Origin of the sequence: Duganella aceris (assembly GCF_011090165.1) — a bacterium.
In the GTDB taxonomy this organism is placed as follows: Bacteria; Pseudomonadota; Gammaproteobacteria; order Burkholderiales; family Burkholderiaceae_D; genus Rugamonas; species Rugamonas aceris.
In genome coordinates this window covers 788258-805072 of record NZ_JAADJT010000001.1, presented here as the reverse complement: position 1 = coordinate 805072, position 16815 = coordinate 788258, and the positions used below count along the sequence as shown (strand labels likewise).

Sequence of the window (16815 nt, the reverse complement as noted above, 5' to 3'; positions counted from 1 at the left end):
CGGCCTCAGATCGTCTTGGAGTAGCGCAGCGGCTGCGGGGCGTTTTCGCGCGCCAGGCTCAGGTAGCGGTCGAACACCATGCAGATATTGCGAATCAGCAGACGCCCCTTCGGCGTCACCGTGATCCACTGCGGATCGATGGTCAGCAGCCCTTCCGCTTCGAACGGCTTCAACTGCGCCAATTCCGCCTCGAAGTAGCGCGCGAACTGGATCGGATGCGCCTGCTCCATCGACGAAATCGACAACTCGGTATTGCACATCAACTTCTGAATCACGATGCGGCGTATCAAGTCATCGTTCTCCAGCTTGATACCGCGCACGATCGGCAGCCTGCCGGCATCCAGCTGCGCGTAATAGCCGTCCAGCGACTTCTCGTTCTGGCTGTAGGTCGCGCCCACCGCGCTGATGGCCGAAACGCCGCAGGAAATCAATTCCGATTCCGCACGCGTCGAATAGCCCTGGAAGTTGCGCTGCAAACGTCCCTGGCGCTGCGCCACCGCCAGCTCGTCGTCCGGCTTGGCGAAATGGTCCATGCCGATATACACATAGCCCGCCGCGCACAGCCGGCCGATGCACAAGGCCAGCAACTCCAGCTTGACCGCCGGCGTCGGCAGATCGGCCTCGGCGATGCGGCGCTGCGGCTTGAACAGATGCGGCATGTGCGCATAGTTGTACAGCGCGATGCGGTCCGGATCGGCGGCGATCACCTGCTCCAGCGTGCGCGCCACGCTGGTCAGGCTCTGCTTCGGCAGGCCGTAGATCAGGTCGATGCTGATGGAGCGGTAGCCGGCGTCGCGCGCGGCGTCCATCACGAGGCGGGTTTGCGCCTCCGGCTGGATGCGGTTGACGGCCTTTTGCACCTCCGGATCGAAATCCTGCACGCCCAGGCTGATGCGATTGAAGCCCTGCACCCGCAGGCTGTGCACGCGCCCGGGGCTGACGGTGCGCGGATCGATCTCGATCGAATACTCGCCCTGCTGGTCCGGCGCGAAATCGAAATTGGCGCGCAGATGCTCCATCAGGTCGCCCATCTGGCGATCGCTGAGATAGGTCGGCGTGCCGCCGCCGAAGTGCAGCTGCTCGATCTGCCCCATGCCGTCGAACAGCCGGCCCTGCATGGCGATCTCCTGCTTCAGGTAGCCGAGATAGGTTGCGGCCTTGCCGTGGTCCTTGGTGACGATCTTGTTGCAGCCGCAGTAGTAGCAGATGGTGTCGCAGAACGGAATGTGGATGTACAGCGACAACGGCCGGCGACTGCGGCGCATGCGCAGGCCGGCCACCGCCTCCAGGAACTGGCCGTAGCCGAAATCGTTCTGGAAGCGGTCCGCAGTCGGGTACGAGGTGTAGCGTGGTCCCGACTGGCTGAGTTTGCCGATGATGGCGGCGTCGAATTCAACGGCGGGAAAGGCGGTGTTCATGATGTTCACGCGGCCAGTCGCTTCAATGGTGCTTGCGGTGCGCGCACGGCGCGCGAGGAGTGGCGGGCCGGGCCGAACTTGAACAGGCTGACCGCCTGCGTCAGGCCGCCCGCTTCGTTGGCCAGGCTGGCGGTGGCCGCCGCCGCCTCTTCGACCAGCGCGGCGTTCTGTTGCGTCACCTGGTCCATGTGGGCGATGGCCGAGTTGACCTGGTCGACGCCGATGCTTTGCTCGCGCGAGGCCACCGAGATCTCGTTCATGATCGCCGTCACCTGCTGCACCGAGGCCACCACCTGCTTCATGGTGGCGCCGGCGCGGTCGACCTGCACCATGCCGGCGCTGACCTTGCCGACCGAAACGTCGATCAGGTTCTTGATGTCCTTGGCGGCGGTGGCGCTGCGCTGGGCCAGGTTGCGCACCTCGCCGGCCACGACCGCGAAGCCGCGTCCCTGTTCGCCGGCCCGCGCCGCCTCGACGGCGGCGTTCAGCGCCAGGATGTTGGTCTGGAAGGCGATGCCTTCGATCAGGCCGATGATGTCGACGATCTTGCGCGACGAGCTGTTGATCTCGTCCATGGTGGCGATGACGTCGGCGACAATCTCTCCGCCCTGCACGGCGACGTCGGACGCGTTGCGCGCCAGCAGGTTGGCCTGCGCCGAGTTGTCGGCGTTTTGCTTGACGGTCGACGAGAATTCCTCGACGCTGGACGCGGTCTGCTCCAGGCTGGCGGCCTGCGCCTCGGTGCGGCCGGACAGGTCGGCGTTGCCGGCGGCGATCTGGCGCGTGGCCACCGCCATCGCTTCGACGTTGACCCGCACGTCGCGGATGGTGGCGATCAGGTTGCTGTTCATTTGCTGCAAGGCGCGCAGCAGCTGTCCGACCTCGTCGGTGGCCTCGGTGTCGAACGAACCGGACAGGTCGCCGGCGGCGATCGCGCGCGCGCCCTGCAAGGCGCGGTCCAGCGGTTGCAGCACCGACACGCGCAGCGTGTACCACAGGAAGACGTTGATCAGCAGGCCGGCGAAGGTGGCGCCGAAGATGGCGTAGTTGTGCGCGCCGTGGCCTTCCCACAGCGTGGCGGCGCAGACCGCGACCTGCAGCACGTTGACCACGCTGGTGGCGAGCCAGATGCGCATGCCCAGCGAAACGTGGCTCAGCCGCGACAGCAGCGTGCCGACGCCGGGACGGATCACCTGGCCGTTCTTGATGCGGATGCCGTGGCTGGCCTCGGTCCGCATGGCGCGGTAAGCGTGCTCCGCGTCGGCGATCTGTTGCCGGCTGGCCTTGACCCGCACCGACATATAGCCGGTGGTCTTGCCGTTGTCGCGGATCGGCGTGACGTTGGCGCGCACCCAGTAGTGGTCGCCGTTCTTGCAACGGTTCTTGACGATGCCGGTCCACGGCGTGCCGTCCTTGATCGAGGCCCACAGGTCGGCGAAGGCTTCGGACGGCATGTCCGGGTGGCGCACGATGTTTTGCGGCGCGCCCTTCAGTTCCTCCTCGGTGAAGCCGCTGATCTGCGTGAAGTACGGGTTGATGTAGGTGATGTTGCCGTTTAAATCCGTTTTCGAGACGATGGCCTGGTCGTCCAGCACTTCCACTTCGCGATTGGTGACGGGTTGATTGTTGCGCATGACGTAAGCTCCGGCTGTTTTTATTGCTGTATCGCAATAGATGCAGTCAGTTTACGTAGTCCTCCCCGCAAATTTATTGATGTAGATCAAAATTCTCCGGATTGGGTTCGGATAGTCGAAGCTCCCTCAATCGCCGACCGTCAGCGGCCGCAGCGAGCCGACCGCGTAGCCCTGGGCGTAGTCCAGGCCCAGCTCGCGCACCACTTCCAGCGTCGGTTCGTCCTCGACGTATTCGGCCACCACGCTGATGCCCATCACGTGGCCGACCTCGTTGATCGCCTTGACCATCGCCCGGTTGATCGCGTTGTGGGCGATGTCGCGGATGAACACGCCGTCGATCTTGAGGAAGTCCACCGGCAGCGCCTTCAGGTAGGCGAACGACGACAGGCCGCTGCCGAAATCGTCCAGCGAGAAGCGGCAGCCCAGCGCCTTCAGCCCGGCCATGAAGTCCTGCGCCTTGAGCAGGTTGGCGATCACGGCGGTCTCGGTGATCTCGAAGCAGATCTGCTCGGGCGCGATGTCGTGCTCGACGAATTGTTCGACGATGTAGTCGTGCAGGCCTTCGTCGCCCAGCGAGGTGCCGGACAGGTTGACCGAGTATTGCGCCGGCATGGGCTGGCGGTCGGCGATGTAGGCCTGTTCCTCGCTCAGGCTCTCGCGCACGCTGCGCACGTGGTGGCAGACGGCGCGGATCACCCAGCGGTCGATCGCGGTCATCATGTCGTAGCGCTCGGCGGCGGGGATGAAGGCGCCCGGCAGGATCAGGTCGCCCTTGGCCGGCTGAATTCGGATCAGCACCTCGTCGTGGACGTCGACGTGCGCGCCGAGGCCGACGATCGGTTGGGCGTACAGCCGGAAATAGTGGCGCTCGAAGGCTTCGTTCAGGCGCGACACCCACAGCATCTCGCCCTGGCGGCGCGCCAGCCGCAGGTCCGATTCCTGGTACACGTGGACCCGGTTGCGGCCGCGCTCCTTGGCCAGGTAGCAGGCCTGGTCGGCGGCGATCAGCAGCTCGGTCATCGACTTGCTGTTGTGGTTGATCTCGACCACGCCGATGCTGGCGCCCAGCTCGAAGGTGTGGTCGTCCCAGACGAAGCGGAAGTTCTTCACCGACTGGCGCAGGCCGTCGGCGATCAGCGCCGCCTGGTCCGGCGGACAGTGCGGCAGCAGCACGCCGAGCTCGTCGCCGCCGAGGCGGGCCAGGATGTCGCTGTCGCGCATCTGCGTCTGCAGCATCTTCGACAGCAGTTGCAGCAGCAGGTCGCCGGCGCTGTGGCCGCAGGTGTCGTTGACGATCTTGAACTGGTCCAGGTCCATGTACAGCAGCGCGTGGACGTGGTTGTCCTGCTTGGCGCTGTGTAGCGCGTTGGCGATCTGCACTTCGAATTCGCGTCGGTTGATCAGGCCGGTGAGAGTGTCGTGGCTGGCGTTCCACGACAGTTGCTTGGCCAGCTTGCGCTCGTGGCTGACGTCGCGGAACACCACCACCGCGCCCATCAGTTCGCCATCGTCGGCCCAGATCGGCGAGGCCGATTCCTCCACCGAGATGCGGCGGCCATCGCGCGTGACCAGCTGGTTTTGCGTCGACACGTCGATCGTCTGGTGCAGCCGCAGGCATTGCAGCGCCACGTGTTCCGAGGCCGCGCCGCTGGCCTCGTCGACCAGGTGCAGCGTGGTGCCGATGTCGATGCCGCGCGCGTCGTCGTTGCCCCAGCCGGTCAGCTGCTCGGCGATGCGGTTCAGGTAGTTGGTCTTGCCGTGTTCGTCGGTGGTGATCACGCCCTCGCCGATCGAACGCAGCGTGGCGGCGGCCATCTCGCGCACGCGCGCGCTGGAATGCTCCGCTTGCTTGCGCGCGGTGATGTCCCAGACGATGCCCAGCGTGCTGACCGGCTTGCCGTCCTCGTCGCTGAACACATGGGCCTTGGCCGCCAGCCAGTGCAGCGATTGGTCTTCCCAGACCACCCGGTACTCGACCTCGTAGCCGGTGCCGTCGTCGACCGCCTGCTGCATGGTGCTGAGCAGGGTGTCGCGGTCGTCCGGGAAGACGAATTGCAGGAAGGTGCTGAAGGGTTGGGCCCGGTCGCCGACCGACAGGCCGAGCAGACTGGCGCCCGGCCTGTCCCAGTTGACGGTGCTATCGATGACTTTGCCGTCGCTGAGCCTTGAGTCCCAGATCGACATGCGCGCCGCATCGAGCGCCATGAGTAAATGTCGCTGTATATGGTCCATATCCGCAGCTCCAACATCATTCCGTTAGAGCGATAGTATGAACCAAAGTTCCCTAATTTGTCGTCGATTCGGCCGTGGCGTGCTTGTCGCCCAGGTGTTTGACGGCGGCGAGGTCGCGCACATTCTTTTGTACCGCCACCGCGGCGAACAAACTGAGCACGAACGACATGGCGTAAAAGCCTTTTTCGCTCGGCGCCAGGGTGGCGTTGAACAGCCCCACGCTCAGCAGCAGGATGGCCAGCAGCAGCGACATCCAGCACAGGCCGAAGTACATGCCGCTGACCGGGATCGCCTCGGCGCGGTCGCGCACCGATTTCTGCAGCGACACGGCGGCGAACAGGCCGTACATCAGGACCGTGAAGTAATAGCCTTTTTCATTCAGCGGCATGGTGGCGTTCCACAGGCCGATCAGGTAGGTCGCGGCGCCGGCGCATAGCGCCAGCCAGGAGGCGCCGACGAAGGCGGCGGTGGGTCCGTTGGATAAGGGTTGTGCCATGTGGGCTCCTGTTGGTTAGGTGCATGCGGGAAACATGCGTCTGCGGATGTTATCAGATCATTCAGCTTGGTTTCTTGATCATTTTCAATAATTTTCCGCCCATCATCACCACCAGCAGCGCCAGCGCGCCGGCGATCACGCCGGCCACGGCGTCGAGCAGGCTCGGCGTGACGAACCCCAGCACCGGGCCGATGGCCGGCACGCCGCCCGCCGCTTCGGTGGCGTGGTGGATGATGTCGTGCGCGCCCGGCGTGCCGTGGGTCAGGATGCCGCCGCCGACCATGAACATGGCGGCCGTGCCGACCACCGACAGCAATTTCATCAGCTTGGGCGCCGCCGCCAGCAGCAGCCGGCCGAAGCCGCGCACCGCCGCGCCGCCGCGCTGGCTCAGGTAGAGGCCGGCGTCGTCCATCTTGACGATGCCGGCGACGATGCCGTACACGCCGACCGTCATCACCAGCGCGATGCCGATCACCACCGTGACCTGTTGCATGAACGCCGCGTCCGCCACCGTGCCGAGCGCGATGACGATGATTTCCGCCGACAGGATGAAGTCCGTGCGGATCGCGCCCTTGATCTTGTCCTTTTCCAGCGCCACCAGGTCGACCTCGGGATTGGCCAGCGCTTCGGTCAGCTCGCTCTTGTGCTGCTTGTCCTCGTCGCCGTGCAGGAAACCGTGGGCGATTTTCTCGAAGCCCTCGAAGCACAGGTACAGGCCGCCGACCATCAGCAGCGGCGTGATGGCCCACGGCGCGAAGGCGCTGATCGCCAGCGCGGCCGGCACCAGCACCGCCTTGTTCTTCAGCGATCCGACCGCCACCGCCCACACCACCGGCAGTTCGCGCTCGGCGCGCACGCCCGAGACTTGTTGCGCGTTCAGCGCCAGGTCGTCGCCGAGCACGCCGGCGGTCTTCTTGGCCGCCACCTTGCTCATGGCGGCGACGTCATCGAGAATGGACGCGATGTCGTCGATGAGGGCAAACAGGCTGGAACCGGCCATCAGCGGGTTCCTTCTCGGGTGGTGTGGGTCATGGCGGCTCCTTGGTTGATAAGCAATATTAACCCATGCCGGACGCGCCGCGATAACCATAGCGCCGGTACAATGTGGATTGCCGCGCAGCATGGTGCTGCCGCCGTTCGAATGGGATGAGTATGAGCTTCGCCACCTGGTTCACCTTTTTTGTCGCCGCCTGCATCATCGCCATTTCGCCCGGTTCCGGCGCGGTGCTGTCGATGTCGCACGGACTGTCGTATGGCGTGCGCCGCGCCAGCGCCACCATCCTGGGCCTGCAGACCGGCCTGCTGCTGATCTTTTTCATCGCCGGCGCGGGCGTCGGCTCGCTGCTGATGGCCTCGGAGCTGGCGTTCAACATCGTCAAGACGGTCGGCGCGCTGTATCTGATCTACCTGGGCTTGAGCCAGTGGCGCGCCAAGGTCAGCATCGGCCAGCAGGAATCGCAGGCGGACGTTGTGGTGCCGACCGTGAAAAAACGCTTTTTGACCGGTTTCCTGACCAATGCGACCAATCCCAAGGGGATTATCTTCATGGTGGCCGTGCTGCCGCAGTTTATTACCCAGGGCCATCCGCTGTTGCCGCAACTGCTGATCCTGGCCGCGACCATGTGCTGCATCGACCTGGTGGTGATGCATAGCTACGCCTTTTTGGCATCGTCGATGCAGCGCTTCTTCCGCGACGCCGGCGCCGTCAAGAAGCAGAACCGGGTGTTCGGCGGCCTGCTGATGGCGATCGGCGCGGCGCTGTTCTTCGTCAAGCGCGGCGCCGCAGCGACCTGAATTTGCAGATTTGTAACTCCGTGTAAGCCTTGTAGTCGGATGCGGACTTGCGGCGTTAAATCAAGATAACCAGAGGAGTGCCGCAATGAACCGCAAGATCATCCATTTTTGTCTGTTGGCCGCGTTGGCCGGCGCCAGCGCCTGGGCGCTGGCCGATCCGCCGGCCGTGGTGGGACGCATCTCCAGCGTCCAGGGCCAGGTCACGCTGGTCGGCGACGATGAGCCGGTGGCGGTGTCGCTGAACTGGCCGGTGACCGCCGACAATCACATCAACACCGCGACCGGCGGCCGCACCGAGTTCCGCGTCGGTTCGACGGCGGTGCGGGTCGACGGCGACTCCGACCTGGAAATCACCGGGATGGATGACGACCTGCTCAGGCTGCGCCTGAACTACGGCAGCGTCAGCATCCACATCCGCAGCCCCGAGTTGCTGCGCGACTTCGAACTGACCACGCCGCAGGCGCGCATCACCATGATCGAGCCGGGCGTGTTGCGGGTCGACGCCGACCGCGTCGCCGACACCAGCCAGATCAGCGTGCTGGCCGGCACCGCGCGGGTCGACGGCGCCGGTTCGTCGGTGACGGTGAACACCGGCCGCCATGTCGACGTCACCAGCGAGGACGTGCGCACCAACGTCGCCCGGCGCGATGGCTTCGACATCTGGGCCGAGGAGCGCGACCGCCAGGACCAGACCGCCACCGCTACCCGCTTCGTCTCCAGCGGCATGACCGGCTACGAGGAGCTGGACCGCAACGGCAGCTGGTCCGAGGACGCCGAATACGGCACGCTGTGGACGCCGCGCAACGTGGCCGCCGATTGGGCGCCGTATCGCGACGGCCGCTGGATCTGGCTGGCGCCGTGGGGCTGGACCTGGGTCGACAACGCGCCGTGGGGCTATGCGCCATCGCATTACGGCCGCTGGGTGATGGTCAACCGCCGCTGGGGCTGGGCGCCGGGTCGTCCGGCCGGGCGTCCGGTATGGGCGCCGGCGCTGGTCGGCTGGGTCGGCGGCGACGGCTTCGCGCATAATAATCATGGGCCGGGGCTGGGTTGGTTCCCGTTGTCGCCGCGCGAGCGTTTCGTGCCGGGCTACCGCGTGTCGTCCGACTATGAGCGGCGCATGACGTGGACCCACAACGGCAAGCCATTCACGCCGCGCGGAAACGACCGCGATGAGCGCCGCGACGGCTTGACCGTGTTGCCGCGCTCGCAGTTCGAGGGCCGCCGCTCGGTGCAGGTGAATCGAGGGCAGCCATTTATTCCGACGGGTAACCAGGTGCGCAATGTGGCGCCGGTGGCGCCGCCGCAGCCGTCCGCACCGGGGCGCGTGCTCGGCACCAATCGGGACCGGGATGGCGATGGCCGTCCGGATCGCTTCGAGCGCAATGATCGCAACGACCGCAACGACCGTCCGGGCCGGGTGATCACCGCGCCGTCGCAGCCGGTCACGGTGTCGGCGCAGCCGCCGGGCCGCCAGCAGCCGCTGACCACGCTGGCGCCGGGCCAGTTCGGCGGACGCGACGCGCCGGCGCAGACCATCAATCCGAACGATGTGCGGGTCGATGTGCGGCCGCGCTTCAATCCGCAGCAGAACCAGCCGACGGGGACGGCGCCGTCGTTGCAGGTGTCGCCGAACGGGCGGGATCGCGATCGCTTCGATCGCAATGATGACGACAACCGCCGCCGCCAGCGTCCGCAGCAGGAGCCGAGGCCGTTGCAGGCGCAGCCGCAGCCGATGCAGCAACCGCAGCAACTGCCGCAGCCGCAGCCGGTGATCCAGCCGCAGCAGCCCCGCCAGTTCACGGCGCCGACGCCGCAGCCGCAACCTGGGCGGCAGGTCGCCGCCCCGGCGCAGCCAGCACCCGCGCCGACGCCGGCCGCGCAGCCGGCCCCGCGCGAAAACCGCGACGCCGGGCAGCGCCGGGAGTCGGAGCGCCGTCACAACGGTGGCGACAGCAACCGCCGCGAGAACTTGCAATAAGCCGGTCCGGGAACTCGCACTTCGGGTCCCGGCTGAATTGGCTACAATAGAGTCCGGTGGCGCCGCGTTGGCGTCGCCGGTTTTTTTTGATTGGAATGAATATGCAAGCGATCCCGCCGTCAGAGTCCCTCATCGAGTACCCGAGCGACTTCCCGATCAAGGTGATGGGCCCGACTCATATCGACTTCGCCCCGACCATCGTGCTGGTGGTGCAAAAGCACGACAAGGATTTCCACGAAGGCAAGATGGAAGTGCGTCCTTCGGCCAAGGGCAACTACACCGGCCTGACCGTGACCGTGCGCGCCATCAGCCGCGAACAGCTTGACGCGCTGTACACCGAACTGTCCGACCATCCGATGGTCAAGATCGTCATGTAATCAAGCGGGCTGGCGCTGGAAGGCGGCGATTTCCGCCAACAGCCAGTCGCGGAACGCCCGCACCTGCGGCTTGCCGACCGACCCCGGCGGCGAGACGAAGAAATAATCGTCCGGGCACGGCGTGGTGATGTCGAACAGCCGCGTCAGCTGACCGGACGCGATCTCCTGCACCGCCACCAGATGGCGCACCAACGCCACCCCGTTGCCGTCCACGGCGGAACGGATCAGCAGCGACAAATCATCGAACAGCAAACCGCCGGCAGGCTCCGGCAGATCGACCCCGGCCGCGCGTAGCCACGGCGACCACGGCTCCACCGAGCGCAGCAGCGTATGTCTCCGTAAGTCCTCCGGTGAGGCGGGAAGCTGTCCACCGCGATAGTGCGGACTCACTACCGGATAGTAGACGTCCCCCATCAAGCGCTCCACCACCAGTCCCGGATAGTTGCCCCGGCCAAATCGGATGCCGACGTCGATACCGTCGCGCGCCAGATCCTGCAATTGCGCGCTCGATTGCAGCACCACCTCGATATCCGGGTACAGCTCGATAAACCGCCCCAAGCGCGGCGCCAGCCAGCGCGCCGCCACCGACGGCACCGACGACACCGTCAAGCGCTGGTTGATGCTGGCGGCCCGCATCGCATCGGCCGCGATGGCGATATCGGCGAAGGATTTGCCGAGAAATTGGGCAAACCGCAGCGCGTCGCTGGTGATCTTCACCTGCCGGCCGTTGCGCACGAACAACTGCCGGCCCAACTCCTCCTCCAGCGCCCTGACCTGATGGCTGATCGCGCCATGCGTCAGATGCAACTCTTCCGCCGCCCGCGAAAAGTTTTCGTGGCGGGCGGCCGCCTCGAAAGCGCGCAGGGCGGAAAAATTGGGCAGGCGTCGGCTGGCGCTCATGGGCTCGGCGAACTGTGGATAACTATGTGAATAAAATTAGCAAGGATCGCGAAAATATAACGTTATACAGGGACTTAGGCAAGGTTTACCATGTGAATAAATCTACACATAACGGAGCCGCCATGCCTTTTGAACTGTACGTCGACAGCCTTTTCACCAGCCCCTACGCGCTGTCGGCCTTTGTGGCGCTGACCGAAAAACGGCTGCCGTTCACCCTGAAGACGGTGGATCTGGAAGCCGGCGAGCAACGCGGCGACTATGCTGACCGCGCCCTGACCGCCAGGGTGCCGGCGCTGGTCGAAGGCGAATTTGTGCTGACCGAGTCGAGCGCGATCACGGAATTCCTGGAGGACAGCTTTCCGCCGCCGGAATACCTCGCGCTGTACCCGAAGGACAAGCGCCAGCGCGCCCAGGCGCGGCAGGTGCAAGCCTGGCTGCGCAGCGACCTGGCGCCGCTGCGCGTCGAGCGGGATACCGAGACGGTGTTCTTCGGCAAAGCCTGCGCTCCGCTGACGCCGGCCGCCCAGGCCGCCGCCGCCAAGCTGCTCCACGTCGCCGGCCAGCTGGTGCGCGGCCCCAACCTGTTCGGCGACTGGTGCCTGGCCGATGTCGACCTGGCGACGATGCTGCAACGCCTGATCGCCAACGGCGACCCGGTGCCGCAAGCGCTGAAGGACTACGCCGCCGGCCAATGGCGGCGGCCGTCGGTGCGGCAGTGGCTGGAGCGCCACCAGCCGGGCTGATTTATAATGGCGGCATGACGTCCCTAACCGAAGCCGCGCGCAGCACCGAGCCGGCCCTGATCCGCCACCTCGGCCGCGCCGAATACGACAGCACCTTCGCCGCGATGCGCGCCTTCACCGACGCCCGCACGCCCGACAGCCGCGACGAATTGTGGATCGTCGAGCATCCGCCGGTGTTCACGCTGGGCCTGGGCGCCGACCGTGGCCACCTGCTGGCGGGCGCGTCGGCGATCCCGGTGGTGCAGACCGACCGTGGCGGCGAAGTCACCTACCACGGCCCCGGCCAGGTGGTGATTTACCTGCTGATCGACCTGCGCCGCAACAAGCCGGGCGGCAAGCTGTACGCGCGCCAATTCGTCAATAAAATCGAGCAGGCGATCATCAATGTGTTAGCGGCGTATAATCTCGTCGGTGAGCGCGTCGACGGCGCGCCGGGCATCTATATGGCCGGCGGACCGAAGCAGGGCGCCAAGATCGCCGCGCTCGGCTTGAAAGTGCGCGGCAACGGCTGCACCTATCACGGGCTGTCGCTGAATGTGGCGATGGATCTGGCCCCGTTTTCCTGGATCAATCCATGCGGCTATGCCGGACTGGAAACAGTCGACATGCGCACCGTTGGCGCGCAGGCAATGCTGTCCGATGTACAACAGCAGCTGGCCGACGAACTGATCCGTATTCTGGCAACACACGAATAAACTAACCATGCCCGCGAGGGCACGCAGCCAACATGACTTCTGAAACCATCACCAGCGTTGCCCCGGCCTACAACCCGAGCGAAAAGCAAAAAGGCGCCAGCAAGACCTCGCGCATTCCGATCAAGATCGTGCCGATCGAGCAGGTCGAGCGCCTGAAAAAGCCGGACTGGATCCGCGTCAAGGCTGGTTCGCCGAACACGCGTTTCTACGAGATCAAGGAAATCCTGCGCGAGAACAAGCTGGTGACCGTGTGCGAAGAAGCGAGCTGCCCGAACATCGGCGAATGCTTCGGCAAGGGCACCGCGACCTTCATGATCATGGGCGACAAGTGCACCCGCCGCTGCCCGTTCTGCGACGTCGGCCACGGCCGGCCGGATCCGCTGGACAAGGACGAGCCGACCAATCTGTCGCACACCATCGCCAAGCTGCGCCTGAGCTACGTTGTGATCACCTCGGTGGACCGCGACGACCTGCGCGACGGCGGTGCGCAGCACTTCGTCGAGTGCATCCAGAACACCCGCGCGCTGTCGCCGAAGACGCAGATCGAAGTGCTGGTGCCGGACTTCCGCGGCCGCCTGGACAAAGCGCTGGCGATCTTCGCCGACGGCCTGCCGGACGTGATGAACCACAACCTGGAAACCGCGCCGCGCCTGTACAAGGAAGCGCGTCCGGGTTCGGACTACATGCACTCGTTGAAGCTGCTGAAGGATTTCAAGGCGCTGTATCCGAGCGTGAAGACCAAGTCCGGCATCATGGTCGGCCTGGGCGAGACCGACGAAGAGATCCTGCAAGTGATGCGCGACATGCGCGAGCACGACATCGACATGCTGACCATCGGCCAATACCTGGCGCCGTCGAACAGCCACCTGCCGGTGCGCCGCTACGTGCATCCGGACGTGTTCAAGATGTTCGAGGAAGAAGCTTACAAGATGGGCTTCAAGCATGCGGCGGTCGGCGCCATGGTGCGCAGCTCGTACCACGCGGACGAGCAAGCACATAACGTGCTGGCGGCAGGCTAATCAGAATCCCGGCTTCGAGCCGGGATTTTTCTTTCAAGCCTACGCCGCGATACGCTCAATCTTCGGGCGCTTGATTTTTCCAGCGTGATACAGGTCGTATTGCAGCTGCATGCCTGCCCACAATTCTGGGCTGGTGCCGAAGGCGGAGCCAAGGCGGTACGCCATGTCGGGAGAGATCCCGGAAGCGCCGTTCAAGATGCGCTGGAGTGTGGCGCGGTTAACACCAATGCGTGTAGCTACTTCCGTCACGGTCAGGTCTCCCAGATACTCTCTTAGTACCGCTCCGGGGTGCGGCGGATTGTGCATGCGCATGATATTGGAATTCCATAAATTTCAGTGGTAGTCGCGATAGTCGACAAGAACAACGTCAGTACCATCAAAGGTGAAAATCACTCGCCAATTTCCGTTGACGGTCATAGCCCAATGCCCTTTTAGATCACCTTTCAATTGGTGCAATGACCAAGATGCCACCAATAGATCTTCCGGCCTTGCCGCCCGATGCAGCGCCGCCAGTTGCAGTAGCAACCTGGGGGCGTGAGCAGCTTGAATACCTGCTTTGCTGCCGGTCTCGAAGAAACGTTGTAGCCCTTTGTGCCGGAAGCTCTTTATCATAATTATAGTATCTTGGATCGATACTCCATTCATTTGAAGTGAAGCGTCTACGGCTATTACCTCCACGACGCACACGATGTGCGCTGTCGTCAGCATGCATCACTCGAGTCCGGGCGAATTGTTGGCGAGCAAACTAAGCGCTTGTGGAGATTGCTGCTGGGCTGGAAATTGGCGCGGTGCGAAAACAAAAAATCCCCCACAAGCACTCGCGCCGGTGGGGGATTTGGAATGAAAACTTGGAGCTTAAGGTTGGGCTTTCAGCTCCACCTTGACCGGATGCCGCGCGCGCAGCGCGGCGTCGGCGACGTAGCTTTCCCATTGGGCTTTGCTGGTGATCTCGCCGGCGCGGCTCCAGGCGCCGCCGACGTAGTAGCGCAGCGGCTGGCCCGACGTCACCTTGGCCATCGCCAGCTCGTTGAACTCGTCGGCGCCGAATGCGCCGGAGCCCGGCACGATCACGGCGGTGCCGAAGGCGTCGTTGCTCTTCTGCTCGACCCACTGCGTCAGCGCCTTCGATTTCTCGTCGCGGTTGACGGCGATCTTGGCGTCCTGGTTCTTGTCCTCGGGCTTCTTGTTCAGGCCCACGGCCACCGTCAGCGACGCCGGGCCGCTGAAGGTGAAGGTGCTGTCCATCTGATCCAGGTAGTGCCCGGCGTCGACGGTGAAGCGCTTGACCTCGGACACTTTGGTGCCGGCCGCGTCCCAGTCGGTATAACGCAGCTCGAAGATGGCGCGGATCGGGCCGTTGGCGATCACGTTCCAGCCCGCATAGTTGGCGCCTGTGTACAACTTCCCATCTGTCCACACCCCGGTGCCGCCCGCGCCGCGCGATTTGCCGACGTTGTACATGTCCATGCCCTCACCCTCGTCGTGGTGATAGTGGTCGTGGCCCTTGTTGTACCAGCGGTCGACGATCGGATACGGCACGCGCTTGAACCACAAATCCAGGCCGCTGGTGACCAGCACTTCCTTGCCCACGCCCGCAGTGTCCGGCGCGGCCAGCGCCGGGCCGTAGGTGCGGTGGGCGATCTTGTCGTTCTCCCACGCGAAGTCGTCCAGCCGCTCCGGCACGTAGCGCGCGAACGCCTGCGTCGGGAACACCGGCGCCAGCGTCTCGATCTTCTCGACCGTGATGGTGGCCGACTTCTCGCCGGCGGCGAAACTGTGCTGGAAGATCAGGTCGCCGTAAGCGGCGCCGATGTTCTTCGGATCCTTGGCCTGCGGCGCGACATTGGTCACTTGGTGCGGAATCACGCGCCCGCTGCCATCCTTCACGGCGATCTTCTGCACCAGCGCGCCCGGCAGCGCCTTGTTCACCTCGGTCCACGGAATGGTGATGGTCTCCGATGGCCGCGCGCCCGGCAGGTCGTTGCTCAGCGTGACGGTCAGGTTGGCGGCGTAGGCTTGCGAGATCGCCAGCATGGCGAGCGCGGCCGGCATTAACTTGTAGTGCTTGGTCATGGTCATGCTCCCGTGCTTAGTGATGTTCGCGGTAATCGGTTTGCGCGCCGTCCTTCGGCTGGTAATGATAGGTGCGCACCTTGTACTCGACCTTGAAGGCCGGATTGCTGATCAGCTTGATGATCTCGGCGCCGGCCAGCAGCGTCGGGCCGTAGCCGTGCAGCGCGTGCGGGCTGGTCGGCCGGTTGTAGTAGTAGACCTGGTCGCCCGCCAGCGTGGTGCCGACGCAAGTGCCTTCGACCTGACCCTGTGCGTTGATGCGGGTCGACAGACCGGCCCAGCCGGCCTGCGCGACCGAACCGTAGGTGGTCGGCGAGACCCAGCCCTGGTTGACCGCGTGCGCGATGGTGTAGGTGAAGATGGCGCTGGCCGAGGTCTCCAGGTAGGAGTCGTTACGGTCGATCATCTGGTGCCACAGGCCGCTGCCCGATTGCAGTTCGGCGACACCCTTGAGCGAGGCGCGCAGTTGCGCCAGCACTTTCGGATAGCCGGGATGGTTCTTCGGCAGCACATCGAGCAGGTCGCTCATCGACAGCACCGCCCAGGCGTTGGCGCGCGCCCAGTAGAAGCGCGGGATGTCGGTGGCGTTGGCGTGCCAGCCGTGGGTGTAGATGCCCAGCTGCGGGTTGAACATGCGCTTGCTCATGGTGAGCACGTTGTTGACGGCGTCGTCGAAATATTTGCGCTGTCCGGTGCTGCGGCCCATCTCGGCCAGCGCCGGGATGCTCATGTACATGTCGTCGGCCCACAGCGACACCGCTTGCGGACGCTTGCGCGCCATGGTGCCGTCGGCCAGGCGGAATTGCTTATTGGCGACCCAGTCGCTGCAGGTGGCGATCATGCCGGACAGGTCGGGGCCGATCCTGGCCTGGCGGGCGCGCATCAGCGCGGCGCACATCGAGCCGCTGTCGTCGAGCGAGCGCGGGTCGAGGAAGCGGGCGAAGCTGTTGGCGCGTTCCAGGTGGAACTGGTCTTCCTGGGCGCGGAAGTAGGGCTGCGTCTCCTTGAAGAAGTTCAGGTGGCGCTCGGTCATGGCGGTGAAGCGCTTGTCGCCGGTGACTTCGGCCGCCTTGATCAGGCCGGCATGCACCACGCCCATTTCGTAGACCATGATGCCGAAGTCGCCATTGGCCGGTTCCATGATGGCGTCCGCCACCGGTTTGCTCAGATCGGTGATCGGCGCGCCGGTTTTCTTGCTGACGATGCGGGTCGGGGTGACGCTGTCCATGTAGCCGCGGATGCGGTTCAGCTGTTCGGTGATCTCCGCCGCCACCGGCATCTTGTATGGAACCGGATAGGTGCCCTCGCCGGCGTCGTCCTGGCTTTTGTTGTCTGGGTTGCGGTAGGGGCCTTGGGGCACCTGGGCGGCGGCGTTGCTGATGAGCAAGGCGCAGGCGGTCAGGCCGGCCAGCAAGTGGGGGATGGTCTTCATTTGTCTCCGTTGGCGCTTTTT

At 64.8% G+C, this 16815-nt stretch carries 16 protein-coding genes; 6 read left to right on the top strand and 10 right to left on the bottom strand.

The window, feature by feature from the left end:
* Positions 1 to 5: 5 nt before the first annotated feature.
* The 5 genes from hemN to GW587_RS03515 all read right to left on the bottom strand — a co-directional run bounded on the left by hemN (position 6) and on the right by GW587_RS03515 (position 6780).
* On the bottom strand, positions 6 to 1418 hold the full coding sequence (gene hemN, locus GW587_RS03535) for an oxygen-independent coproporphyrinogen III oxidase (protein WP_166098551.1): 1413 nt from the start codon (positions 1416 to 1418) through the stop codon (positions 6 to 8).
* A gap of 5 nt (positions 1419 to 1423) precedes the next feature.
* Complete coding sequence (locus GW587_RS03530) at positions 1424 to 3052, bottom strand: methyl-accepting chemotaxis protein (RefSeq protein ID WP_166098549.1); 1629 nt, start codon at positions 3050 to 3052, stop codon at positions 1424 to 1426.
* A gap of 126 nt (positions 3053 to 3178) precedes the next feature.
* Positions 3179 to 5284 (bottom strand): EAL domain-containing protein, encoded by a 2106-nt coding sequence (locus GW587_RS03525; protein ID WP_166098546.1) that lies wholly within the window; start codon positions 5282 to 5284, stop codon positions 3179 to 3181.
* Between the two features lie 52 nt (positions 5285 to 5336).
* Positions 5337 to 5780: an inner membrane protein YiaA gene (gene yiaA, locus GW587_RS03520; protein WP_166098543.1), complete on the bottom strand. Its 444-nt coding sequence runs from the start codon at positions 5778 to 5780 to the stop codon at positions 5337 to 5339.
* Between the two features lie 61 nt (positions 5781 to 5841).
* A complete protein-coding gene (locus tag GW587_RS03515) occupies positions 5842 to 6780 on the bottom strand; it encodes a DUF808 domain-containing protein (RefSeq protein WP_166098540.1) in 939 nt (312 codons plus the stop codon).
* A 152-nt stretch (positions 6781 to 6932) separates the two neighbouring features.
* Between GW587_RS03515 and GW587_RS03510 the strand changes: the two genes are divergently transcribed.
* The 3 genes from GW587_RS03510 (at position 6933) to GW587_RS03500 (ending at position 9932) form a co-directional block, all read left to right on the top strand.
* On the top strand, positions 6933 to 7574 hold the full coding sequence (locus tag GW587_RS03510; RefSeq protein ID WP_166098537.1) for a LysE family transporter: 642 nt from the start codon (positions 6933 to 6935) through the stop codon (positions 7572 to 7574).
* An 85-nt stretch (positions 7575 to 7659) separates the two neighbouring features.
* Complete coding sequence (locus GW587_RS03505; protein ID WP_166098534.1) at positions 7660 to 9555, top strand: DUF6600 domain-containing protein; 1896 nt, start codon at positions 7660 to 7662, stop codon at positions 9553 to 9555.
* A 101-nt stretch (positions 9556 to 9656) separates the two neighbouring features.
* Entirely contained in the window at positions 9657 to 9932 is a 276-nt protein-coding gene (locus GW587_RS03500; RefSeq protein ID WP_166098532.1) for a DUF493 family protein, read from the top strand.
* Here the strand turns inward: GW587_RS03500 and gcvA are convergent, their stop codons facing one another.
* Entirely contained in the window at positions 9933 to 10832 is a 900-nt protein-coding gene (gene gcvA / locus GW587_RS03495; protein WP_166098530.1) for a transcriptional regulator GcvA, read from the bottom strand.
* Between the two features lie 122 nt (positions 10833 to 10954).
* Here gcvA and yfcF point away from each other — a divergent pair, with 122 nt between their 5' ends.
* From yfcF to lipA, 3 genes are read left to right on the top strand one after another with little or no spacing between them, the layout of a single operon-like run.
* Complete coding sequence (gene yfcF / locus GW587_RS03490; protein ID WP_166098528.1) at positions 10955 to 11575, top strand: glutathione transferase; 621 nt, start codon at positions 10955 to 10957, stop codon at positions 11573 to 11575.
* Positions 11524 to 12270 carry a lipoyl(octanoyl) transferase LipB gene (gene lipB / locus GW587_RS03485; RefSeq protein WP_371875537.1) on the top strand — a complete coding sequence of 249 codons (747 nt, stop codon included), beginning with the start codon at positions 11524 to 11526 and terminating at the stop codon, positions 12268 to 12270. The genes yfcF and lipB overlap by 52 nt, the downstream gene beginning before the upstream one ends.
* A gap of 32 nt (positions 12271 to 12302) precedes the next feature.
* Positions 12303 to 13289, top strand: coding sequence for a lipoyl synthase (gene lipA, locus GW587_RS03480; protein WP_166098523.1), 987 nt, complete (start codon positions 12303 to 12305; stop codon positions 13287 to 13289).
* Between the two features lie 39 nt (positions 13290 to 13328).
* Here lipA and GW587_RS03475 read toward each other — a convergent pair whose 3' ends face one another.
* From GW587_RS03475 to GW587_RS03460, 4 genes are all read right to left on the bottom strand, one after another.
* Positions 13329 to 13604, bottom strand: a complete 276-nt coding sequence (locus GW587_RS03475; protein ID WP_166099137.1) for a HigA family addiction module antitoxin — start codon at positions 13602 to 13604, stop codon at positions 13329 to 13331.
* Between the two features lie 18 nt (positions 13605 to 13622).
* Positions 13623 to 13901: a type II toxin-antitoxin system RelE/ParE family toxin gene (locus GW587_RS03470; protein ID WP_166099134.1), complete on the bottom strand. Its 279-nt coding sequence runs from the start codon at positions 13899 to 13901 to the stop codon at positions 13623 to 13625.
* Positions 13902 to 14144: 243 nt separating this feature from the next.
* Positions 14145 to 15362 (bottom strand): DUF4861 family protein, encoded by a 1218-nt coding sequence (locus tag GW587_RS03465; RefSeq protein WP_166098521.1) that lies wholly within the window; start codon positions 15360 to 15362, stop codon positions 14145 to 14147.
* A 16-nt stretch (positions 15363 to 15378) separates the two neighbouring features.
* Entirely contained in the window at positions 15379 to 16794 is a 1416-nt protein-coding gene (locus tag GW587_RS03460) for a glycoside hydrolase family 88/105 protein (RefSeq protein WP_166098518.1), read from the bottom strand.
* Positions 16795 to 16815 lie beyond the last annotated feature (21 nt).